Genomic DNA, 22,066 nt, shown 5'->3' with positions numbered 1-22,066 from the left:
GATTTAACTTTTAACTATCCGTGCGAAGCAATGGCTGTGTACTGCAACGGAAAGCTCCGCCGAAAGAACGAGAAATTTCGTAATCAACATATTCTACTTTGATTCCTCTTTTCTCTAGCTCTTTTCCAATTGTATTTTTGAATGCAATGTCCGTAACATATACTTTGCTACTGATTGGCAATCCATTTACCGCCAAATCTTGAGCATCCTTGTAACTCACTTCGATTTTGTCCCAATTTTTAAGTTCTTCTGGGAGCCCATTGGCTAACGAATCCATGCTAACAATCATTAATCCATCTCTTACAAAACTGATAGCACAATCCAGGTGCAATGTGCCAGGCTCTAGCTTCACCTCAACCACCTTATACCCTGATGGTGTCAAATAGTTTCTGAGCCAATCAATACCGGCTTTGTTTGAAGCTAGACCAGAATTACCGACGAATACAGTCTTTCCATACACGAGGATATCTCCACCTTCAAGGTAAGGACCGGCAGCAGAGTTGATTCCTTTAGAAACGTCTGGTTGTGGGACAGCTACATGCGGAACGTTATTTTGGGCTGCTTCCTTATCCAGAATACTTCTAACAGGTAAAACCTCAAGTCTCCGGTAAGCCGATTTAAATGAACCTTCAATTAGATGATTTCCGATTGTGAAGAATGGATCTCTCACAAAGAAATTAGTTACTCCTTCTCCACCTGTAATGCCATCTTTCACAGCCCCTAGTTGTTTTTCTTTTTCATTTAAAAGGCGTGGACGTTGAACCTCAACACCGTATTTTTCAAGAACCTTTTTAAGGTCTTCACGCTCTTTCTCCCACTTTTTCTGTGCCTCTGCCGGATCCGTATTCATTATAGACATGCCTCCTTCAGGCATAGGCATGTCTCCTTCTGGAAAATCATCAAAATTGAAGTGCATAAAAGCTTCAGATTGTGTCAATACAACTCTTTTTAGCGTAGCGAATTCACTCTCTACATATACATTGTTTTTCTCACTTTTTGTAGTCACAGTTCCATTCACTTCCGTAACTCTATTAACTTTAGACACACCAGTCGCCCCTGCCACTGGTAATATGCTAGTTACCAGTACAAGTGATAATGCTGTTGATCCAACCCACTTCAATCTCTTTTTTTTCATATTAATGCCCTCCTAATAATTTGTTTTAATCCTTACAGTTTGAATTATAGAGAGCAATTCTTAACAGTTTATGAAGGCATACTATTTTAATTTAAGCAGATGAGATTCGGATATATTGCTTCTAATGGAACTTATAACTTTCTTAACTAATATTAACAAACAAAAAAGATACTGTGGGTGTTATGCCAATAGCGTCCTCTTTGACCGATGCTTTCGGATTCAAATCTTTAGTGCCACAATTATCCCTCTCCTTCAATCTTCTTCAGTCGTGGCATGAACATAGATGAACTTGCACAGCTCTTATTTTATAAGCCCGAGCGCATTACAGACTTTATAGATAAGAAGCGAATCATGCCTTTTAAAATTGCAATATCTATCGCCGACACAATTGGATGTAATGTGAACACTCTGTATGAATTAATTTCAATTGATCTAAGTTGAAGCTTAAATATATATGTCTGTTTCAACAATTAAAAAGGATATAGAGTCTTATCTTAACTAAGAAAAGTTCTATATCCTTTAATATTTGTTCCGTGTATATTTAAAATTACATGTGCGTGGAACCATCATCTTAACTAAACTGCCAAGTAATCCCGAATTTATCTGTTAAGCCACCGTATAATTTGGACCAAAAGGTTTCTTGAAGCTCCATGACTACAGTGCCGCCTACTTTAAGTTTATCGAATGCAGCTTTAATTCCATCCATGTCAGCATTAACTAAGGAAAGGCTTATATTATTTCCAGCAATAAATGGCGAACCTTGAAAAACATCAGAGAACATTACATTGCTTCCATCAATATTAAGTCTTAAGAGCATAACTAAATTTTTGGCTTCTTCAGGAAGCGGATAGTCTGGATAAGGAGCATAGCCAGAAACTCTACTACAGGAAGTTATGCTTATAGGAACTGGTGGTTTCAGTGAACATACTGACGGAACGCTAATGACAGCCATCGCTACTACAAATCAACACATATCTCAGATATTGCATCATTTAGCCCATATACCGCAGTATATCGTCGATTTTCTTCCCATGAGAGATCACACCGTAGTTCATCCACGACATGAAATCCACCTCATACACATTGCCACTCTTCACCGCAGGCAGACGTTTCCACTCTTCTCTGTCCAGCAGTTCGCGCTCATCTCCAAGTTTAGCAGAATTTCCAGTGTCAAATGTAATCAATAAGTGATCCGCATGAAGCTGACTTAACTGGTCCAATCCAATGAAAATCCTTCGCTCGTGTCTTGTCCATTGCTGCACACGGGAGTGTGGAGTCAGTCCAAGATCCTGATAAATTACAGGTCCGACGTAGCCCTGCTGATCCCCATAAAGAGTAATATCCGAAGCAGATATGCGTAAAAAAGCTACCGTCTGACCACGCATATAACGTGATAACCGACTCTTACCTTCCATTGCCTTGTCCTCATACGCACCAATTACATCTTGAACCCGATTCACCTTCCCCAACACATCAGCTGTCGATCTCAGAATGGAGCGCCAATCTTCTCCCAGATGTTCTACGTAAAACGTAGGTGCTACCTGTTCGAAGCGGTCCAGATTCCATCGATCAAATCCCTTGTCCAGCATGATAAAGTCAGGTACGTTGCCCACATTAAATTGAGCATCCTGCTGGCTTACATCAAATTCGGGTACATCATCCAATCCCAAATAATGCTGTCTGCCCCAAGAATGATGGGAGCATTGCAGTACAGGTTTTACGCCAAGAGCCAACACAAAGTCCTCCAGGTAAGGAGCAAAGACACGTACCTCTTGACGGTGATGACGGCGGTATAACCCAGGTGAAATACCAGCATATTGCTTGAACCGGCGACCAAAATAATACTCGCTGCTAAATCCCACATTCAGTGCAATTTCATGGATGCGATCATCCGTCAGCTGCAATAGTTGCTTCGAGCGTTCAAGCCGAACCGCATTTACATATTCAAGCGGAAGTTTGCCTGTAATCTTTTTGAATTGCCGAGTGTAGCTGGCTCTGGTAAGACCAATATCTGCTGCGAGCTCATCCACGGTTATGGTCTGATCATAGTGGTCGCCAATATAACGAATTGAACTTTGAAGACGGGCACGATCATCGGGTACTTCTGTTTCGGGGGCACTATGGCGAAGCAAGGCACGAAACCACTCCTGAAAACGAAGCTGTACCTCCCATTGCTCCAGCCAATCGCCAGTGACCTGTTGACGCAGTATTTGTTCCAAGGCTTCCAGACAGGAACTCCACGGACTGTAACTGAGTTGCATAAGAGGTAATAATGTCGGAGAATCTGGACTTTGGGAAAGTTCCTGCTGCTTCTCCGTGTTTCTTCTAGACAAAGCGTTTGAAGTCTCTCTTTTCAACTCAGCCACCATAAGATCAAGCTTATAATACTGCAATTCACTTTCTGTCCAAGGCGAACCTTCTATTTTAACGGATGTTCCAGCCGGAACAAACATAATCATTCCTTTTTCCAGATGAGATTCCCGATCTGAGCAAACTATTGAACCCTTCCCAGACGTTACAACAAATATAGCGTGTGAAGACGACATCCTGTATAACAAACGTTTATCGATATGAGATTGATGGTGATCTACGTATTCCATATGCTGAAGTGAGCATAGCCAGGGCTTGGGAATCAGTTGTATTATGGTGTGGCACATGTTCATCGTCCTTAACTGAGAATTATTATCATTTAAAATAGTGTATACGAAAAAAGAAAGCTCTTCAACCCTGGCTGAAGAACTTTCTTTATGAGATTACACTTATGGAGTCATTTTTTCCAAGAGATCATCAATTTTCATGGAATTCGCTGTAATCGCACCTGATTGCCAATGTGATCTTTCCATTATATATACCTGATTGTTCTTAACGGCCGGAAGAGATTTCCACAATTTGCTGTCAAGTACCTTCAAGGCTTCCTTGTTCTCAGGAGAAGACCATTCACCATTGGAAGGGAAAACAATAAGATGATCTGCATCAAGTTGCGGCACGGCCTCCTCAGACAGAATTTCCTGGTATTCTTCCATCTTGCTAACCAGAGGATGAGGTGTTAGACCAAGCTCGGAATAAATAAATCCGGTAAATCGATTCTTCACACCGAACAAAGCCAGTGTGTCATCGTTAACATTCAGCCGGACAACTGCGACCGTCTCGTCTCCAACCGCTTCCTGCAGCTTCGCCTTAGCATCTGCAATCTTGGCCTCAAATGCCGCAGCAACTTCTTCACCCTTGTCCGGTTTACCTACAACATCGGCAATGGTTTTCAAAATTTGGTTCGAATCCTGCAGTACGCTCTCAGGCAGACGATACGTCGGTGCCACCTTGGAGTACATCTCATATTTCTCCATATCTACCCCACCATCTACAATGATGAGATCCGGATCATATTCCAACAAAGCTTCAATACTCCCTGTAGTATCAAATTGAGGAACATCCAGTCCTAAATAATCCTGTACACCCCACATCGGATTATACCACTGCACTACAGGGTTAATATCGAGCGCCTTCAGATAATCTTCTACATATATTCCAGCAATCCGCTGTGGTTGAACCGGAATCGTCACATCTCCAAATTCATCCTGTACAACCCGTGTAGCAGGCTCTGTCTCGGTTTCAGTAGTATTTTCTCCAGCGGCTGCACTTTCAGTTTCAGTTGCAGGAGTCTGTTCCGCATTCGTAGCGGTATTTGTACTACATCCTGAAATAACCAGACCCATGAGCAGTAATGTAATCGCCCACCCTTTGAAACCTTTAACTAAACCTACCATGTTACCCTTCACCCCTATATGATCTGTTGATGTAACCGTGAGAATGTTATACACATAATATATAATGATTATCATTCTCATCTATTGCTTAGGTGAATTGTACCTTATGCCTCAGCTGACCCACAATGTACATTTGATGCTGTTTTTTTATACAAACGAAAACAACCCTGTTGGTCCTCCCCCACTTATCGCAGGGGCAACCTGCCTTGACGATAACTTTCCAACAGTTGATCCACAAAGGAATCGTTCGCCGTACCCTGTAACAGTGCAGCACCAATTAAACCCATATCATCACTTACATACCCCGCTAACTCAGGTTCGCCGGTGAGAGCCAAGGTCTGTTTGAACGCCTGTTCCCTGCATGCGCGCAGCACCTCTTCTTCAGCTACCGCGGTATCTTGAGCCCATCGTTCAAAAGCTTGCATCCACTCGTCAGCAAATGCAGAGACATCCCTTTCATCCAAGTAAATTTCCACATCCAATCCTTCGAATGTCTGCTGGGTCAGAATCCGTCCCTCTTTAAGATCCAACAGTAGTTTCTCCACATCCGTTTTGCTCATTGATCTCTCCTCCAGTTCCTCGTCAAGTCAGATACATCTCTGGTATAACGAAACGTTTCATCATCTGCTTTGGATCGGCTGTAAAATGATCCAATTGAAGTTCCTCATATTCGCTAAGGATACTTTCAAAGATACCAGCGATCACACCACAATCTGCCAAAGCATTGTGCCTGTGAATTCCATCTGTATTCAGATCGTAATACCGAATCAGAAAATCTGTAGAAACGACCTCGTTAATTTCAGGATGAATGTAGGTGAACATCGCTTTTGTATCGAGCACCGGGTTGGTCAACATCGGAAGCCCATACTCATCACAATGCCGCTTCAAGATGGTATGTCATACTCATATCCAGCTTGTGTCACAAGAACGATATCACCAATAAATTTCTGAAATTCCTGAAATGCTTCTACGAACGACGGAGCCTCCAACATTTCCTCATTCGAAATTCCTGTTAATTTCGCCACAGCTTCTGGTATAGGTTTGTTCGCACGTGCAAGTGATGAAAATGTTGTCTTGCATTGTTGTCCTCTTTGGTAATGCATCGCACCAAATTGTGTCACATTCTCCACCACAGGATTAATGCCTGTACCTTCGAGATCAAATATGCAGTACATTCTATCCTGTAATGAAGATACGCTTAGATTTTCAATAAAGTATGTATCAGGCAACAGCGTAATTTTCATCCGCCAACTCACTCCTCCCCACTATCATTCTGGCAAATGTATTTCTCATATATAACTCTGTCACTCCCACAATCGGGTGACCTGGACCAACTTGCGCGTTCCATCAAACTGCAATTTAAAAATATCCGGCATCGTAGTACTCTCCCAAAAGTCATACCCGTAGGAAGAATCATAGTGTTGTAAAATAAGAGTCATGACATCTCCATGGGTTCCGATGACTACCTTCTGACCCGCATGTTTACTCAGAATCTGCTCGATCACCGCTACTGCCCTTGAGCGAGCCTGTTCACCATACTCCCCACCTGGATACGCATACGTAGGATCACGGTACAACCGCTGCTTGGCTTCACGAAAATTATCATGCTTCACTTCTGAACTCGACAACTGGCGTTCCCGCAAATCTTCCTCTGTCACCACAATTCCACCTGACCGATCTGCCAGAATCTGAATCGTATCTACCGCTCGCCTGTAAGGGCTAGAATAGAACCGTTGAATCTGCTCCCCATGGAGCAGATTGGCAACCGTTCCCGCATCTAGATGACCTTGCTCTGTCAGTCCACGCTCGCGTTCCTGTCCTTCAACATACCGAGACTCCGCATGTCTGACAAAATACAAAAACGTACTGGCCTCACTCATCATCCATCCGCCAACCCTTTTTTCTTCTCAATGACAATCAGGCAGGTACTGTCTGGCAAAGGCGCAGATTCACCATTTTCCTTCATGAAGATCATTCGTTCTCCAAGTGCTTCCGTGTACCCCTCTTGAAGGAAATGTCGGAGAGTAATAATTTCGGCTTGTTCACCCAGCGCTTCTCGAATACAGTTCTCATAGGCTGTCGGCGTGAATATACCGAACTGCTCCTGAATTTCATGCACGTATGCCTCTTCACCCCACGTATACGTGTAAAGAAATTCCATCGCATCGTTAATCGGCAATACGACCTCATCGTCTGAGATCCGCTCATATTGAATTGCACGTCCCTTAAAATCCTCTGCATACCGCTCCAGCCAGCGCATCCCATCCGCTTCCAGGAAACGAATCCGGCGCTTCTCTGCCTCCGGTTCACTCATGATCCCATCCCGAATCAGAATTCTTCCTCCAGGTGACAGCACACGGAATGAACTTCTCAGCGCTGCTACAACCGTATCGGAATTAAATCTTCGACCCTCCAGTTCAATATATGAATATAATTCATGCAGAATGGATGAAAAAATAACCGTATCCACTGTGCCCGGCTGCACATATTGCTCCAGTTGCAGGGCATCGCCTTTCATCACTTGCCAGCGATGTCCCTCACGCTGTTTTTTGCGCTCCAGCGCTTCAATGACATTGGCTGAGATATCGATACCAATCGGCTCCACTTCCGGTTTTTCCTGCTCAATCAGATCCAGCAGAATTCCTCCACCTGGACCGATATCCAGTACCCGTTTACCAACGATATAGTCAAGCAGTACTTTTTTATAATCACCGGAGCTGTTCATATCGGACAAATACGTCTCTTCGTTGTGGAAACGATCATACGCATCCCGGCGTAATCCGAACAGGTCAAATAACAGCAGTACAGCCTTCTCGTATAACGGTGACTTTTCTGCTTCAATACAGAATGCAATCAGCTTCTCCGCTGCTGGAGAAAATTCAAAGGTCACAAACAGTGTATCCGGCAGATCCGCATGACGCTCAATGCGATGTGTTAGATGAGGATAAACAATCTGCTCTCCTGCCGTAATCTGTTCCCATGCATACTGTTCCAAATATTTTTCAATCATTCGTTTCTTGTAAATATTAAGCTTCTTGACGCCCTTGTAATCGTAATACATCGTATTCATCAATGGTTCGAAGCTGATATGGCGAACGATTTCAGATCGACTCTCCATAGATGTGGGATGCATGCTCTCACTGCGAAGCGTCAACAGGAACACTTTCACCATCTCCTGCAACGAAAAATCCTGCATAGCCGACTCCACATACCATAATGTGCGATGAGCCAGCGGAGCCAGCGCCTGTTCTATAGCCAGTTCCGTTTGGAGCTGGGCATAAGCCGTATCCATAGCTTCTCCTTGCCGAATGGATGAACTTCTTAAGCGGGATAACCGTTCCTTCACGCTCCAGTCTTCATGATCCGGTCCAGCGATAATCCAGCCTACAATTCGCTGTACCTCAGCCTGAACCTGATTCCATAACGCTAGATCAACCCCTGCAATAATGCACTCATTTAATGCCATCAGTATAGTGTGCAGTTCATCTGTACTAAGCCATCCTTTGACGATCAAGGCGTGAAGCGAAGCATTCTCGGCAAATGGAATCTCGCCGCGTATGTATTGACCAATAAGTCCATGTGTAGCAATCAGAGTACGTATAATCTCATGCCTTGGTGTGTGTGAAGTCAGCGCAGTATGCTCGCTTATATCTGGACTCTTACTTTGGGTAGCACCCGGAGATCCAGGTTGATTTATACTCGTCTCCTTAGTCTTACCGATGCCATTATCCAGGTGGTCTGCCCCTGCGTATAGATCATATAACTGAGCGGACCCCACATTGTGTACAAATAGGTTAACGCCCTGCTTTTGCCATACCCGCCGCTGCTCCAATGATCCGGCCTTCGCCGTCTCTGACCAGATTAATACGTCCTCCAGAATTTCCCGCACCCAAAAAGAAACCTGAAGCTCCTCCAGCACGTGAAGTGTACGCTCGGTGTAGTCCAGCACCGGATTTGTTCCCTCAAGTTCGGCAATGGAATGAATGCGTTCGAGGTTAATATGGGGCTTCTCTGCTGCTGCCAGCAGTTGCAGCCATTGCTGCTGGGCTTCCTGCGTATTACCTGACTTGTATGATTGTATGGCCTTTAATGAATGCAGCATGAATATGTCCCCTCTCTTTCTCTACCCTTTTTATATAATATACTGTACTTGCCAATAATCGCTTCAAATATTTGTAAGTTAAAAAGCCTGACAGTATCCTTATGCCACTATGAGGCGCGTTTTAATTTGGTCTAATGTAGCTCCGCTTTGGGTTTGGTTGTAAATATACTCAATCATGTCATGCTTTTTCTGAATGTGGTAGCGATGTAGCCCATCAATCAAGCTTCCATGGCTACCATAACTGCAGCATAGCGCGGCAAACAGGAGCAGGGCCAAGTAACGGTCAATCGCCTGAGTCGATCGAACCTGGTAACGATCCATAGCCAGCCTAACCTTCGCTGTCCGAAAATACGTTTCAATCGCCCAACGTTTGCTGTAATAGCTCAGAATTTCTTCATTACTTAGGGAAACATCCGTACTTAAAAAGGCTTTCATTTGCTTGGGATCAAAGCCTTCTCCATCTTTCCAACAGAGGAGCAAAGCGGCGTTCTCTACGACATTGAGCTTGCCTTCATAGCGATATACCCGGTAATCGGAAGAGCCGATGGTCACCAGATCGGTATCCGTTTTCGAGATGTAGGAAGCAAAGCTTTTGAGCGATTGTCGGATGCCTTGCGGATAGAAGATACGGTTGGTTTTTAAACCACTAATGACGTGAAATCCACGCTCCGCACTCGTTTGAAGCACGGAAGCCGACGGATACCAAGAATCCATCAGGACGTAGGTTCGGTAGGAAGACATCGGAACGGCCTGAATCAGATCACAAGCCAGATCGATTTTACTTTTCCCTTGCGGATCGTAACGTTCTGAAGCAAAAGGAAACACCTGCTCACCCGAGCGGAGTAGCGTTTGAACCACAGCATGCCCGTAAACATGCCGCCCCTTGAGATGAGAATGCTGAAACGAAGCGCCTTGAATCGTGTGGGTAGCCTGTGACGAAGGCTTGGTTTTTTCACACACGGTATCATCCAGAATCACGAAAATGGGACTGTGATCACGCTGAGCACACGCTTTAATCTGCTGAAAAGCGACACGTTGAACGATGCGTTTGAGGTACGAGCTGTCCCAGTTCCCATGAGTTAAGAAATGGCTCAGGGTTCGGCGATCTCGCTCTTGCAAGCTTTCGCGATGAATATCCGTTAACGTACCTGTAAAACCAGTCGAAAGCATGCCATCCACGAAGTGTTTGATGTGGTGAAGAGCAGGCTTGGAGAAATAGAGCGGAAGTTTCCACTCGTCTAACCGATTGTTCCAAGGATTTGATTGTGATAAAGTATACGTATGAGACATGTCTTTTCTCTCCTGCGTAGGGTATTTGGTGGTACTTCTATTTTACGCAGAGAGTCAAGTTTGTCTCTTTTTCTATTTATTGGAACTGATTTTGAGCAAGTACAGTAATATAGTTAGATTCATCTAACAGACGAATTCGTTCCTGAACAAACTTGAGCAGCTGTTCCACCTCTTGAGCAGGCAGATCCTCGTCAAGACGCGCGGCGGCAACTGGCAGCATCCAGGACTCTATTGCTACACGTGTAATCCCGGAAAGTTGCATATAATGATGGATGTAATATTTGACCAGCGATTCACGAGCCGTTTCAAACCCCATTCGTATAGCAGGATCTGTATCTTCCGGCAATGTGGCACTCATTAATATTACCCAGCTTCGAGCCACATCACCCGCAGGATCACCGGACATTCCAGTCATCCAATCAATGACCCAGTATTGATCGCCAGCCTCACTGAGCATAACATTATCAGGGTGAAAATCGCCATGACAGATCTGCTTTTGATCAGGCAATGTTGTTAAGTAAGAAAGGACTTGCGCTTGATCGTCCTCCGACAATAATCGAACATTGCGAATCGCTCCCGATAAAATCTGCTTCTGTAAGGGAAGTGTCCCTTCATCATCTCGCTCGTAATGAAGTCTGTAATGGCAGTCAGCCATTTTAAACGCCAGCTGCTCTAGTAACTCCGGTTGCTGAATGATAAGTGATAACAGGGTAATCCCCTGGATTCGCTCAAAAACAATGCCAGCACGCGACGTAGTATATTCTATTAAGGATACTGCCTGTGGGACGGGGAGTCCTTTTTTGAATGCCAACTCACTTATTCTAAATTCATTCTGAACGGCTTCGAGTGGAAAATCCATTCGATATAACTTCATAATGAGGTCGTTCGCATACGCATAGATTTCCGCAGTTCTTCCCTGACCGATTCGCTCCATACCTGTCCTCCCTTTACCCAAACTCACTGCCTCTGACTTTGGAGAAAACCATACAATCGACCAGCGTACCTGTACTGTCACGCCGCATCTTGCGCAATATACCTTCCAGCGTATAACCCGCTCGTTTGGCTACTTTGGCACTTCGCACATTGCGGGCATCACAGCGGATCTCCAGCCGGTTCGCCTCCAGATGAGTAATGGCAAATTGCTCAATGCCTTTTACCGCTTCTGTCATCAAACCCTCACCAGTTCGCGATGATCGAATCCAGTAACCGATCTCAAAACAGCGTGCATTCCAGTCAATACGATGTAGCCCGCTGCTACCTACGAAATCATCCGTATGTCTATCACGCAAATGTAACATCATGTCGGTACGTTCCAGATATTTCAGCCTTGCTTTGCGAACAGTCACTTCAGACTCTTCCAATGAAGGGATTTTCTCGGCAAAAGGTAACCACAACCGCAGCTGCTCCGCACTCTCACGGACCGCTTCATTAACGGCTGCGCCATCCCCCCACTGTGGTGCTCGAATTGTGAGGCGTTCCGTGTGGAAGCTCTCGGGAATCGTTAACATGATCGGATTTAATGAAGACGATTCGGTCATCGTTATACTTACTCCTCTACCTGAAATATGGAATCAATGATCAGCGGCAAATTATCCCTTACGGACACTGCACCGAATACGGAACGAGCGTGTACCCCCTGATCCCCAAATACCTCCATCATCAGATCCGAGAATCCATTCAGCACTTTATGATGCTCCTGATACGAAGCGGACGCATTGATAAACCCCTGCACTTTAACCACTCTCTTCACCCGATCCAGTGAACCCAGCACGTCTCGAACGACAGCGAGTACCTCCAGTCCAGCGTTCCGGGCAAATTCATATCCCTGTTCTGTTGTGAAGTCTGCTCCAACTTTACCGCGTTCGGAGGTATCAGGCCCTTTCCCGGATACATACATGATTCCATTCACAATAACGGCATTGGCATATTTCGCTGCGGGGGCGCTGGCCTGTGGTAAAATAATCCCCAGTTCATTTAATCTCGCTTCAATCATCGTACATTCTCTCCCTCTTTTAAGGTCCTCACGGAACCCGATTCATTGTATTCCTGCCTATAGACTCTTGGTGATACCTGAACGGTACGCTTGAACATCTTGCCAAAATGAGAGAAGTTACTGAATCCCGCAAGCCAGGCGATGTCTGTAATGGATTCTTCACTTTCTCGCAGCAAACGCTGTGCTTCCTTCACCCGTAACAGATTCAGATAATCACTGAAGGTAAAGCCCGTCGTTTGTTTGAACAATCGACTCAGATAATGCGGACTAATGCGAAACATGCTCGCCACCTCCGGTAATGTCAGTGGTTTCTGATAGTTCTCATTCAGGTGACGTACAACTGCCTGTGTCTTGGGGTGAAGAACCGGCTCACGATCATCGGAGCTTAACCTGCCCAGGTGTTGATTACGATAGGCATGCAGCAACAATTCAATAGCCCGGTGACGAAGCAACAGGTTGCTTCCAGGTTGAGGACGAAGCATTTCATCCACCATTTCGCTAACCATCCGTTCCAGAACCTCAGTGACTTGAGATGGAAACCTTACAATAGGAATCTCCCAGCAAAAGGGTTCCTTCAAGCCTTCAACTAACTCCGCGGAAATAGCTATGGCTTCAAAAAGCTCAGGCTTCATATACAGCACCATCCGCTCATGGTCAGGCATGCCGCTCTCCAATGTCTTGTGAACCGTATTTCGGTCAACAAACACCAGATCGCCAGCCTTTACCCGATAGGTTCGGTCCTTAATGAAATAAATACGCTCGCCAGACAACAGGTAATACAACTCATAATGATCATGCAGATGGTCATCCGTCATCGAGAAATATCCAATGCGACGATCATATTCGATGTGCAGCAAATCCGTAGGATCATGAAAATCCGCACGAAAAGGTTCTGTCATGTCTCCCTCTCTCCTTTCCATAAATTATAGCAAAATATGCGGCATTTGAAAGCGGTTACGCATAAAATGCGGCGAAAGAAGTACTCCCTTGTTATAGTCTAGAGCTATATTCAAGGAGGCGATAGACATGAGTAACAAGAAACGTTATGTATTAGTTGGAACCGGCGGCCGCGCCGAATTTTTTTATGGTGCTTTAACCCGGGATTACAGGGATACTTCCGAGCTTGTCGGCTTTTGTGATATAAATCAAGTCCGTATGAATTACGCGAATCAACTGTTGAAGGAAAAGTACAATTATCCCGAGGTACCTACTTATCCTGCAGATCAGTTTGATCAGATGATTGAGAACGAGAAGCCTGACTATGTCATCGTTACGAGCGTTGACCGTACCCATCACAAGTACATCATTCGCGCGATGGAACTGGGTTGTGACGTTGTCACCGAGAAACCAATGACGATCGATGAGGAGAAATGTCAGGATATTCTGGATGCTGTCAAGCGAACTGGCCAGAATGTAAGGGTCACCTTTAACTACCGTTATGCACCGCACCATACTAAGATTCGGGAACTTATTCTGAATGATACCATCGGGAAAGTCACTTCCGTTCACTTTGAATGGCTACTGAATACCCGCCACGGGGCAGATTATTTCCGCCGTTGGCATCGGGACAAGCGTAATAGCGGCGGACTGCTTGTGCACAAATCTACCCACCACTTCGATTTGGTGAATTTCTGGATTGGCTCGCAACCGGATACCGTGTTTGCATTTGGTGATCTGATGTATTACGGCAGAGAAAACGCAGAAGAACGCGGTGTAACGCAATTCTACAACCGGGCAACCGGCAACCCGATCGCAAAGGATGACCCTTTTGCACTGCATTTGGATTCAGACGCACATATGAAGTCCATGTATCTGGATGCCGAATCGGAAGATGGTTACCAGCGCGATCAAAGCGTATTTGGGGACGGCATCAACATTGAGGATACAATGGGTGTTCTTGTGAAGTATCGGAACAAAGCCATTCTGACCTACTCCCTCGTTGCCTACCAGCCATGGGAAGGTTACCGCATTGCCATTAACGGCACCAAAGGCCGGATTGAAATGAACATTGTGGAGCAATCCTATGTCAATTCATTGGGTGACAAGAGCAAGGAAGGTGCTTTGATCGGTAAAACGTTGCGGGTTCTTCCAATGTTTGATGCGCCATATGAGATTGAGGTGGAAGAGAAAGCAGGTGGACATGGCGGAGGTGACCCGGTTCTGCTGAATGATCTGTTTGGAGAGCCTGTAGAAGATCCGTTCCATCGTGCTGCTAACCACGTGGACGGTGCCAGATCCATTCTGACTGGGATTGCGGCCAATCGTGCCATTGCCACAGGCTTGCCTGTCAACGTCAATAATCTGGTTCGTTTCTAAGTCTCCCGGGTCTGCACTACATTATTAATTTCATTTAAAGGCTGCGCATGTACGCAGTCTTTTTTTATATTTCTATAATTAATCTGCACGCAAGTTGACTCGGTAAAAACCTTGTCTCAGAAGCTACGAAAACTGAACCTTTTGACGTGAGTTACAACCCTCCTGGATTTGCAGAGTTCTCCAAGTTAGCTCAGACGACAAATCAAGAGATCGGATTTGGACGAAAAAGTGTGGAGCAAGCTGTCTCCGACTTCTATAACGGGACCGTTCGAATCTTTGAATCGAATCAATAACCAGAAACCAGACACTGTGAGGAGGAACATATGACAGAAGAGATATTAAATCGGCTGCGCAACATTTCAATAATGGATCAAGTTCAGCCAGTTAAACCGGAAGACCAGCAGTTATTACAAGAATGGCATGCGTCGGGTATCCGGTTTGTGGCATCGGGCGGACAACTGGAAGCTACGTATTATGCAGCGGTGGAGAATTTGCTTGCTTGTATCCTGCCCATGGGAGACAACGATCCTATTTTACAAGAAGGTGGCATCTATCTCGGATGTTGGTTAGAGAGTACAGGTACCATCAATACAGAGCTGCTGTCTCGCCTGCTGCCTTCCGTATCCGAAACAACGTACCTCGCATTTGCCAAGCAACAAAGAGAAGATGGATTGCTCCCGTATAAACTCACGGCAAACGGGCCCTCTTTCCGGCAAATCCAGTTGGTCACTCCGCTGGCACGCAGTGTATGGAACCACTATCAGCTTCATAGCAATCATGGCAAGCAGTCGCCTTTCCTGAACACGATGTATAAGGCTATGGTTCGTTACGATGAGTGGATTGCCCACAACCGTAATACCCGAGGAACTGGCTGTGTAGAGGCCTTCAGTACGTTTGACACCGGACATGACTTATCCCCGCGATTCTGGCATGTTCCGGATACACCTTATATGAATGATGCTTCTGCCTATCATCCGGATTCTCCGATTCTGCCTTTTCTGGCACCGGATCTGACCGCCAATATCTATTGTCAGCGCATGTATCTGTCCCGCATGGCTGAAGAACTGGGAGAATCGGGAACGGATTGGAAAGCAAAAGCCGAGTCCAGCCTGGAAAGTCTCTTCCGTTATTGTTACGACGAACAGGATATGTTCTTCTATGATCGGGATCGCAATGACGAATTGGTCAGAGTCCAATCTGATGTACTGCTTCGCGTGATGGCCTGCGAGGTGGGCGACCGTGAATTGTTCGATAACCTACTACGTCGGTACCTGTTGAATACAAGCAAGTTTTTCGCTAAATACCCGTTTACATCGATTTCAATGGATGATCCCAGATTCGATCCCTTTTCCTCCTATAACAGCTGGGGAGGGGCATCCAATTTTCTGAGTCTGATTCGGGCGCCACACGCATTCGAGTACCATCATCGATATGTAGAACTGACTTGGGTAATGCAGCCTATCTTGTCCGCTCTATCCAAAGATAAGCGATTTGGTCAGGTACTAAGCCCGTGGACCGGAGAACAAGGTTTTACCGAGACTTACTCCCCCTCCATCCTCTGTCTCCTTGATTATGTGGAGCGATTATGCGGAATTATGCCTGTTGGATCGAATCAGCTCTGGTTTACCGGACTGCTCCCCATCGACATGGATCATGGTGAGATCGTGTCTGGCAACACGGCTTATAGCCGAAAAGTCAAGGGAGTAGGATATGAATTGGTCAACACGCCTGATCGCATGACGGTATATCTGGAAGGCAAGGTTCATCTGGATGGCCCGTCAGGGATTCGACTGGTGACGGATCATAGTGGGCATCTGGAGGCAGTCATCGGAATGACCGTTCGTACCGTCGAGGGGGAGCTTTACTATCAAGGAGAGTGCATCCCGATTCGGATCAAAGGAAATGAAATGCAGCGTTACGCCGATGGAAATTTGAAAACTGAACGCGATATTGGCATCATCCATCCTACGTATCGATAATTGTTTGTATACAAAAAGCGCAAGTTGCAGAGGTTTACTGCCCCTGCACTTGCGCTTTTCCATTTTGCGTATTTACATTTTATTATTTCTTATTGATAAGGACACAAGATAGCAATTGACTGCCACTGGGGAAATCATTCTCTCTCTGGTTACAGAGGAGATGAGTTTCACCTTACACCTTCCGGTTCCACGCCGGGTGACGATAAAATTCAATCGTATCAATATAATTTACCGTGAACTGCTGTTCCACATCCGACAGGTTCAACAGTTTTCGGTCGATTTGCTTCATCCCCATGACCACATCATGCCTTAACAGGTCCATCGCAATTTTGCCTACAAACCCGCCTTCCATCTCTTTATGTTTGGTACGAAACTCTTCATTGTAGATCAGTTCAGGCGTGAATGCCGCTTCAACGAATGCATTAACAAGCGTAAGCTCATTACCATCCATCTGTACTGCCAGATAATAATTGCCACGCTCATCCTGAATGAGGTCTTTATACATCTCTACGATCATGTGAATCACTCCTCTATTATAAAATGAAACCCCGTTAGCCGTAACGAACATGGGCTATCAAACGTACACCTTCCTACCCCGTCCCTTCATATACTAGGTACAAATGGCGAACGGAGGAATACTTATGAGCTGGCAGCATCTCCATACTGGAAAAACACTTCAGCAGCGTCTGGCAGAACTCCAGGGGCATCTTGCAGAACTGAATACTCCACTCTCCGGGTTGGAACCGGGACGTATTCGTCGTGTCTATCCAAGGCAGTTTATCAAAGTAAACCGTCAAATATTCATTCCACTTAGTCTGAATTCCATTCGGGTATTCGATATTCCTCGAACACGGCGAGGCGTCAGAGTCGGAATCCGCACGACTTTCCCTTCCTGGAATGCATTTAACAATATCAGACTGGTGGGCGTGGGACTGGATTATCTTGAACTCCAGGGAAAAGGCAGAGTCCCTTCCCGTATTCTATTCCCTCTCTCCAGCGTCGAGTCGATCTATCGGCCAACCACCGGAAAAAAGAATCTGAAACGACCTTGTAGTCGGAAGTAAAGCTGGTTCATTTCACGCAAGCCATACAATGGTTCCCGAATATCTGCATATCGGTGCTCCCTTCCAATATATAATTATAACCCATGCAACCACTTCTCTGCTGAAGAATCATTTTATGTCAAAAAGCGGTGAGCACAGAACTGCTTCTGTATCTCACCGCTCAGCCAGTTACAGATCAAACTGATCCTTCACATGTGTACATCAGATGCCTGTCCATACATCCTTGGCATAACGACCTTCCTGCTGAAGCTGATCAAGCCAATCTGCTGCTTCCTGCGCGGATTTGCCATGAATTTCAGCGTATGCCTGCTGGAGTGTAGCTTCCACATCAGGTGCCATCTTGCTGCCATCACCGCAGATATACAGATGCGCACCCTTTTCAAGTAAAGGAATCAGATGCCGGGCATCGTCTCTCATCAGATGCTGTACATAACATTTCTCTTCCCCGTTCACTCGGGAGAACGCCGTATGAAGCTCGACAAGTCCTTCTTGCTGGGCTGCTTCCAATTCATTTTTGTATAGATAATCATGCTCGGGATTCCGACATCCAAAGTATAGATGTGCTTCGCCAACGGCTTGACCTTGTTCCTTCAACACATGTCTTGCTTGTATAAAACCACGGAATGGGGCAACGCCTGTACCCGGCCCTACCATGATGACGGGAACCTGTGCAGCTTCCGGCAATTGGAAACCGGATTCCGGTGTCCGCGTGAACATGACGATCTCATCACCCGGTTTCAGGTTTGCCAGATAGTTGGACGCAATGCCTTTGTATTCTCCCTGTCCACTCCATGCCGGAGCACGCACTACACTCACCGTAATACTCGCTTGATCGGGCAGAACACGCGGTGAACTGGAGATCGAATAATATCTGGCTTTCAGTGAAGGCAGTAATTCAAGGAAGCGCTCGAACGGCAGTTCACATGCCTCATATTTCACCAGATAATCCAGCATGGAGATCCGTTTATTCCGAACTTCATCCATATACACAGATTCATCAAGCAGCGCTTCAAGCTCCTTCTTATGCGGTGGACATACCGTGTATGCTGCCATTTCTCTGAGCTGAGCACGAGTTGCGGCTTCTTGAAGCTCAACGCTATGACTAAGCAGGTCATACAGGTTAACCGGTTGATGCAGCGGCAGATGTGCGGCGCTTCTACCCGATGCATCGAGAACCAGATGCTCCGTTCCCGTGAATCCATACCGACGAAGTACACGTTCCACCAGCTCCGGTGGGTTCTGTGGCAGAATGCCCAGATGATCCCCTTCCTTGTAGGTGATGCCTTCAGGCAATTTGATCTCGAGGTGACGTGTACTCCGTTCACTGCCCGCGTCGTGAAGCTCTCTGTTCTCGAGCACTTCTGCCACATGGGCATCATACGTATCCGCAAGCGGTGTTACGGCGAGCCCACTGACAAACTGTACAGATAGTGAGCTGCGTTCGCTATTGGAACTTGTGTTCAGTTTCAGTCCCATTGTTCGTGCAAGATCCGGCCATAATTGCTCCGCCCAATCTCCCACCTGTTTCTCAAAATCTCCGCTTGCATCGGACTCACCCAAGGGCGATAACCGCTCTGCTCCTCTGGAAGACAATTGTTCATCGATTAAACGTGGAATGCGCTGATAGGTACTGGCCCAGTTGTGGTCACCGCATCCAAGAACGGCGAAACGCACCCCTTTGAATTCATTCGCATCCGCGTGTTCAATCCACTCGACAAACATCTTCGCATTGCTAGGCGGCTGACCGTTATAGGATGCACTGACAATAATAACGGCGCCATCCTTCGGCAGTTGGCCAACACGATCATCAAGCGCAGCAACCTCACTCCGGAAACCCTGGTATCTGGCTGTATCGGCAATTTCACGTGCTATGCCTTCCGCCGTCCCCAGATTGGAACCGTAGAGAACAAGCATCGGTGTGTGGTGAGCATTCGCAGCATCCGGTTCAGTTCTTTTGGCAACTGGCTTTGGTTCTTCGACTGCTACACCTGGAACGGCCATGACGGGCTGGCCTCCACGCGCACGTACCCGAATGGTGAAGTTATCCGGCTTGAGCGTCAGCGTTTCTTTCACCTTTAACTGATAATCGGAATGATCGATGAAGTCAAAATGCTTGAGCACCATGCCCAGCACCAGCGTTGCTTCCTGAAGTGCAAACTGCTGACCAATGCAGGCCCGTTGACCATTACCGAAAGGTTTGTAGGCATCATGCGGCACTTTGCTCGGATCTTCGAACCGTTCCGGGCGGAAATCCTCTACGTCATCTCCCCATGCTTCGCGGTCGCGATGCAGCTTGGGAATCAGTACACTAACGCTGTCGCCTTTTTGCAAAGGATATTGACCCGCAAGTACCGTGTCCTCTTTGGCATACAGGGAAAATGCCGGGGCCGTTGGCCATAACCGCAAGGCTTCGTTCAAAACCATGCGAACATACTTCAGATTGCGAACCTGGTTGTACGTTGGAACCGGATCTTTCAGAATCTGATCCACTTCTGCTTGGGCCTTAGCCAGCGTATCCGGGTTCTTCATCAGATAATAGACGGCGAAGGATAATAGACCACTTGTGGTCTCATGTCCAGCAATCAGGAACGTAATAATCTGATAACGGATGTTCTCATCATCCAGTGTTTCTCCCGTTTCCGGGTCCTTGCCGCTGAGCATGTGGGACAATAGATCGTCCGCGCCTTCCTGCGGTTTCTCTTTGCGCTCGGCAATAATGTGATCCACCAAAGAGAACATGGAACGGATGTCCTGTTCAAACTGTTTCTTTTTGGTGATCATCAGCTTGTCTTGCAGACGCAGTCGCTGCAATGAACTCATGGATTCGTCCAGTGCACGAACCATGCTTGTAATGAATGGATGTGGTTCTTCCCGGTAAAAGCTGTTAAACCGATAGTTGAACCCACAGAGTCCAATCGTGTCCAGTGTAAGACGTGTCATATCATCCGGAACGTTAACCGTTTCATCCGGGTTCAATCGTGACCATTTCTGAACCAGCTGTACAGCCAGATCAATCATTTTGTTGTGATATCCCTGCATGGCACGTTGACTGAAACTTGGCAGCAGTACGTTATGAGCTTTTTTCCAATTCGGCTCCTCGGTCCAACTCGTGAATAGTCCATCTCCTGCAAAAGCACGAACCTTGGCAAGGGGTGCCCATACACGTTTGTCAAACTTGGATTCATCCGTTACCTCGGCGACCAGTTCGTGACCTGAAATATACAATTCACTTCGTCCGGGATACTCCATACGAAAGATCGGTCCGTATTCTTCAGCCAGTTTCACCAGGGATTGCACCGGCTCTTCAAAGTTCAATTGCGGCAAATTGCCCAACGGGCCAAATGTTTTCGGTTGGGGCACTGAAATTGGTGGCATGACGCTCACTCCTTCTTTCCAAGTTAAGAGTTTTGACAACTAAAAATAATGACTCGATTCCATACGGAATTGCAATTCACCTTCGGATCACACTTCACGTTAAATCATCAGATTCAAGTTATTTTTTGCACAATTTGATATTTCATCCAGATAACTGTTAAACCAAAAAAAGAACTGACTGACCGAAATGGTATATTGGTCATTTTTGATTAAAAAAAATGGATGCACTCGTTATCTCCTTTTACCCTAACATTTCCAGTTCCAATCTTCAACCGTCCCAAAGTCATAGGACCTCAGGACAGGAATTACATTATAACTAGGAATTCTTCAACAGAATCTGGATCGCCGGCTCTATCTCCAATGGAGCCACTGTCGTTTCATAACGGCCATGGACGTTCCCACTGCGGTCAATCAGGAATTTGGTGAAATTCCATTTGATGCCGTCACCTTGATACAATTCTGGATGCTTCTCTTTCACAAAGGTGTCCATCCACTCTCCTTCCTTCGTGTCCAGATCATAACCTTGAAATGGCGCTTCTTCAGTCAGGTAACGGAACAACGGATGCATCGATTGCCCTACGACATCAATTTTCTCCAAGATCGGAAAGGAAATCTGAAACTGACTTCTGCAATATTCTGCAACCTCAGCGCTACTGCCAGGTTCTTTCTCGTTAAACTGGTTGCAAGGGAACGCCAGAATCTCCAGTCCTTGATCACCATATTTCTCATACATCTGTTGAAGTTCACTGAATTGGCGGGAGTAACTACACCGGCTTGCTGTATTCGCAATAAGCAGTACGTTCCCTTTTAATGCAGACAAATCTCCCTTGTGGCCATCCATGAACGGAACCTGGCAAGAAAATATACTCATCCGTACTCACCTTCCTCTTTCTCTTCTCTTTTCGTATCTCACATGCATTCTCTCTTGAGATGGATTATACCCCCCTACTAGTAATAGGTGAAATATATAATAAATATAAATTCGATAGTTTTTAACTATGAAAAAATAAACCAAAAAAACTGCCCTCAGCAGCTAAATGCTGCATCT

20 protein-coding genes and 1 pseudogene are annotated in these 22,066 nt (G+C 46.0%); 4 read left to right on the top strand and 17 right to left on the bottom strand.

Translation table 11 applies throughout. The annotated features are described in order from the left end of the window. Positions 1-10: 10 nt before the first annotated feature. From ABTV53_RS11820 to ABTV53_RS11755, 14 genes are all read right to left on the bottom strand, one after another. Complete coding sequence (locus ABTV53_RS11820) at positions 11-1,135, bottom strand: dimethylarginine dimethylaminohydrolase family protein (protein ID WP_221824958.1); 1,125 nt, start codon at positions 1,133-1,135, stop codon at positions 11-13. A 571-nt stretch (positions 1,136-1,706) separates the two neighbouring features. Beyond that, positions 1,707-2,087, bottom strand: a complete 381-nt coding sequence (locus tag ABTV53_RS11815; protein ID WP_083657439.1) for a VOC family protein — start codon at positions 2,085-2,087, stop codon at positions 1,707-1,709. A 40-nt stretch (positions 2,088-2,127) separates the two neighbouring features. Further along, positions 2,128-3,681, bottom strand: a complete 1,554-nt coding sequence (locus ABTV53_RS11810; protein ID WP_433754162.1) for a helix-turn-helix domain-containing protein — start codon at positions 3,679-3,681, stop codon at positions 2,128-2,130. A 213-nt stretch (positions 3,682-3,894) separates the two neighbouring features. Further along, positions 3,895-4,899: an ABC transporter substrate-binding protein gene (locus ABTV53_RS11805; RefSeq protein WP_433753104.1), complete on the bottom strand. Its 1,005-nt coding sequence runs from the start codon at positions 4,897-4,899 to the stop codon at positions 3,895-3,897. Positions 4,900-5,084: 185 nt separating this feature from the next. Next, on the bottom strand, positions 5,085-5,459 hold the full coding sequence (locus ABTV53_RS11800; protein ID WP_433753102.1) for a hypothetical protein: 375 nt from the start codon (positions 5,457-5,459) through the stop codon (positions 5,085-5,087). Between the two features lie 22 nt (positions 5,460-5,481). Next, entirely contained in the window at positions 5,482-5,754 is a 273-nt protein-coding gene (locus ABTV53_RS11795) for a hypothetical protein (protein WP_433753101.1), read from the bottom strand. A gap of 29 nt (positions 5,755-5,783) precedes the next feature. Continuing rightward, positions 5,784-6,143, bottom strand: a complete 360-nt coding sequence (locus tag ABTV53_RS11790; protein WP_433753099.1) for a 3'-5' exonuclease — start codon at positions 6,141-6,143, stop codon at positions 5,784-5,786. A gap of 60 nt (positions 6,144-6,203) precedes the next feature. Further along, positions 6,204-6,782, bottom strand: a complete 579-nt coding sequence (locus ABTV53_RS11785; protein WP_433753098.1) for a histidine phosphatase family protein — start codon at positions 6,780-6,782, stop codon at positions 6,204-6,206. Beyond that, complete coding sequence (locus ABTV53_RS11780) at positions 6,779-9,001, bottom strand: class I SAM-dependent methyltransferase (RefSeq protein WP_433753097.1); 2,223 nt, start codon at positions 8,999-9,001, stop codon at positions 6,779-6,781. The genes ABTV53_RS11785 and ABTV53_RS11780 overlap by 4 nt, the downstream gene beginning before the upstream one ends. A 99-nt stretch (positions 9,002-9,100) precedes the next feature. Further along, positions 9,101-10,291 carry an IS701 family transposase gene (locus ABTV53_RS11775; protein ID WP_433749661.1) on the bottom strand — a complete coding sequence of 397 codons (1,191 nt, stop codon included), beginning with the start codon at positions 10,289-10,291 and terminating at the stop codon, positions 9,101-9,103. A gap of 76 nt (positions 10,292-10,367) precedes the next feature. Continuing rightward, the gene (locus ABTV53_RS11770) at positions 10,368-11,225 is read right to left on the bottom strand and encodes an aminoglycoside phosphotransferase family protein (protein WP_433753096.1); all 858 of its coding nucleotides are present in this window, start codon (positions 11,223-11,225) and stop codon (positions 10,368-10,370) included. Between the two features lie 13 nt (positions 11,226-11,238). Continuing rightward, entirely contained in the window at positions 11,239-11,829 is a 591-nt protein-coding gene (locus tag ABTV53_RS11765; protein WP_433753094.1) for a GNAT family N-acetyltransferase, read from the bottom strand. An 8-nt stretch (positions 11,830-11,837) separates the two neighbouring features. Next, positions 11,838-12,284, bottom strand: coding sequence for a RidA family protein (locus tag ABTV53_RS11760; RefSeq protein ID WP_433753092.1), 447 nt, complete (start codon positions 12,282-12,284; stop codon positions 11,838-11,840). Next, positions 12,281-13,183: an AraC family transcriptional regulator gene (locus ABTV53_RS11755; RefSeq protein WP_221824981.1), complete on the bottom strand. Its 903-nt coding sequence runs from the start codon at positions 13,181-13,183 to the stop codon at positions 12,281-12,283. The genes ABTV53_RS11760 and ABTV53_RS11755 overlap by 4 nt, the downstream gene beginning before the upstream one ends. A 127-nt stretch (positions 13,184-13,310) precedes the next feature. Here ABTV53_RS11755 and ABTV53_RS11750 point away from each other — a divergent pair, with 127 nt between their 5' ends. From ABTV53_RS11750 to ABTV53_RS11740, 3 genes and pseudogenes are all read left to right on the top strand, one after another. Then, the gene (locus tag ABTV53_RS11750; protein WP_433753090.1) at positions 13,311-14,600 is read left to right on the top strand and encodes a Gfo/Idh/MocA family oxidoreductase; all 1,290 of its coding nucleotides are present in this window, start codon (positions 13,311-13,313) and stop codon (positions 14,598-14,600) included. 107 nt (positions 14,601-14,707) lie between these two features. Next, positions 14,708-14,893 (top strand): annotated as a pseudogene (locus ABTV53_RS11745) (ABC transporter substrate-binding protein); the annotation flags it as partial. 30 nt (positions 14,894-14,923) lie between these two features. Continuing rightward, the gene (locus ABTV53_RS11740) at positions 14,924-16,579 is read left to right on the top strand and encodes an MGH1-like glycoside hydrolase domain-containing protein (protein WP_433753088.1); all 1,656 of its coding nucleotides are present in this window, start codon (positions 14,924-14,926) and stop codon (positions 16,577-16,579) included. 172 nt (positions 16,580-16,751) lie between these two features. Here the strand turns inward: ABTV53_RS11740 and ABTV53_RS11735 are convergent, their stop codons facing one another. After that, complete coding sequence (locus ABTV53_RS11735) at positions 16,752-17,096, bottom strand: hypothetical protein (RefSeq protein ID WP_215075235.1); 345 nt, start codon at positions 17,094-17,096, stop codon at positions 16,752-16,754. Between the two features lie 124 nt (positions 17,097-17,220). On the opposite strand from ABTV53_RS11735, the gene ABTV53_RS11730 reads away from it, so the two are divergent. Next, positions 17,221-17,643, top strand: a complete 423-nt coding sequence (locus tag ABTV53_RS11730) for a hypothetical protein (protein ID WP_421888869.1) — start codon at positions 17,221-17,223, stop codon at positions 17,641-17,643. Between the two features lie 201 nt (positions 17,644-17,844). Here the strand turns inward: ABTV53_RS11730 and ABTV53_RS11725 are convergent, their stop codons facing one another. Next, complete coding sequence (locus ABTV53_RS11725; RefSeq protein ID WP_433753085.1) at positions 17,845-21,018, bottom strand: bifunctional cytochrome P450/NADPH--P450 reductase; 3,174 nt, start codon at positions 21,016-21,018, stop codon at positions 17,845-17,847. 316 nt (positions 21,019-21,334) lie between these two features. Next, positions 21,335-21,889 (bottom strand): glutathione peroxidase, encoded by a 555-nt coding sequence (locus ABTV53_RS11720; RefSeq protein WP_433753083.1) that lies wholly within the window; start codon positions 21,887-21,889, stop codon positions 21,335-21,337. Between the last annotated feature and the right edge of the window lie 177 nt (positions 21,890-22,066).

This window comes from Paenibacillus amylolyticus, from assembly GCF_050990605.1.
In the GTDB taxonomy this organism is placed as follows: Bacteria; Bacillota; Bacilli; order Paenibacillales; family Paenibacillaceae; genus Paenibacillus; species Paenibacillus amylolyticus_H.
This window is presented reverse-complemented; position numbering and strand designations above follow the sequence as displayed.

What these genes read in the sequence shown, in the direction of transcription:
- ABTV53_RS11770 (WP_433753096.1), bottom strand. Translation starts at nt 11,225, where the DNA reads ATGGAGCGAATCGGTCAGGGAAGAACTGCGGAAATCTATGCGTATGCG.
- ABTV53_RS11820 (WP_221824958.1), bottom strand. Translation starts at nt 1,135, where the DNA reads ATGAAAAAAAAGAGATTGAAGTGGGTTGGATCAACAGCATTATCACTT.
- ABTV53_RS11815 (WP_083657439.1), bottom strand. Translation starts at nt 2,087, where the DNA reads ATGGCTGTCATTAGCGTTCCGTCAGTATGTTCACTGAAACCACCAGTT.
- ABTV53_RS11750 (WP_433753090.1), top strand. Translation starts at nt 13,311, where the DNA reads ATGAGTAACAAGAAACGTTATGTATTAGTTGGAACCGGCGGCCGCGCC.
- ABTV53_RS11810 (WP_433754162.1), bottom strand. Translation starts at nt 3,681, where the DNA reads ATGTCGTCTTCACACGCTATATTTGTTGTAACGTCTGGGAAGGGTTCA.
- ABTV53_RS11800 (WP_433753102.1), bottom strand. Translation starts at nt 5,459, where the DNA reads ATGAGCAAAACGGATGTGGAGAAACTACTGTTGGATCTTAAAGAGGGA.
- ABTV53_RS11790 (WP_433753099.1), bottom strand. Translation starts at nt 6,143, where the DNA reads ATGAAAATTACGCTGTTGCCTGATACATACTTTATTGAAAATCTAAGC.
- ABTV53_RS11795 (WP_433753101.1), bottom strand. Translation starts at nt 5,754, where the DNA reads ATGTTGACCAACCCGGTGCTCGATACAAAAGCGATGTTCACCTACATT.
- ABTV53_RS11720 (WP_433753083.1), bottom strand. Translation starts at nt 21,889, where the DNA reads ATGAGTATATTTTCTTGCCAGGTTCCGTTCATGGATGGCCACAAGGGA.
- ABTV53_RS11755 (WP_221824981.1), bottom strand. Translation starts at nt 13,183, where the DNA reads ATGACAGAACCTTTTCGTGCGGATTTTCATGATCCTACGGATTTGCTG.
- ABTV53_RS11765 (WP_433753094.1), bottom strand. Translation starts at nt 11,829, where the DNA reads ATGACCGAATCGTCTTCATTAAATCCGATCATGTTAACGATTCCCGAG.
- ABTV53_RS11805 (WP_433753104.1), bottom strand. Translation starts at nt 4,899, where the DNA reads ATGGTAGGTTTAGTTAAAGGTTTCAAAGGGTGGGCGATTACATTACTG.
- ABTV53_RS11725 (WP_433753085.1), bottom strand. Translation starts at nt 21,018, where the DNA reads ATGCCACCAATTTCAGTGCCCCAACCGAAAACATTTGGCCCGTTGGGC.
- ABTV53_RS11730 (WP_421888869.1), top strand. Translation starts at nt 17,221, where the DNA reads ATGAGCTGGCAGCATCTCCATACTGGAAAAACACTTCAGCAGCGTCTG.
- ABTV53_RS11760 (WP_433753092.1), bottom strand. Translation starts at nt 12,284, where the DNA reads ATGATTGAAGCGAGATTAAATGAACTGGGGATTATTTTACCACAGGCC.
- ABTV53_RS11775 (WP_433749661.1), bottom strand. Translation starts at nt 10,291, where the DNA reads ATGTCTCATACGTATACTTTATCACAATCAAATCCTTGGAACAATCGG.
- ABTV53_RS11785 (WP_433753098.1), bottom strand. Translation starts at nt 6,782, where the DNA reads ATGATGAGTGAGGCCAGTACGTTTTTGTATTTTGTCAGACATGCGGAG.
- ABTV53_RS11735 (WP_215075235.1), bottom strand. Translation starts at nt 17,096, where the DNA reads ATGATCGTAGAGATGTATAAAGACCTCATTCAGGATGAGCGTGGCAAT.
- ABTV53_RS11780 (WP_433753097.1), bottom strand. Translation starts at nt 9,001, where the DNA reads ATGCTGCATTCATTAAAGGCCATACAATCATACAAGTCAGGTAATACG.
- ABTV53_RS11740 (WP_433753088.1), top strand. Translation starts at nt 14,924, where the DNA reads ATGACAGAAGAGATATTAAATCGGCTGCGCAACATTTCAATAATGGAT.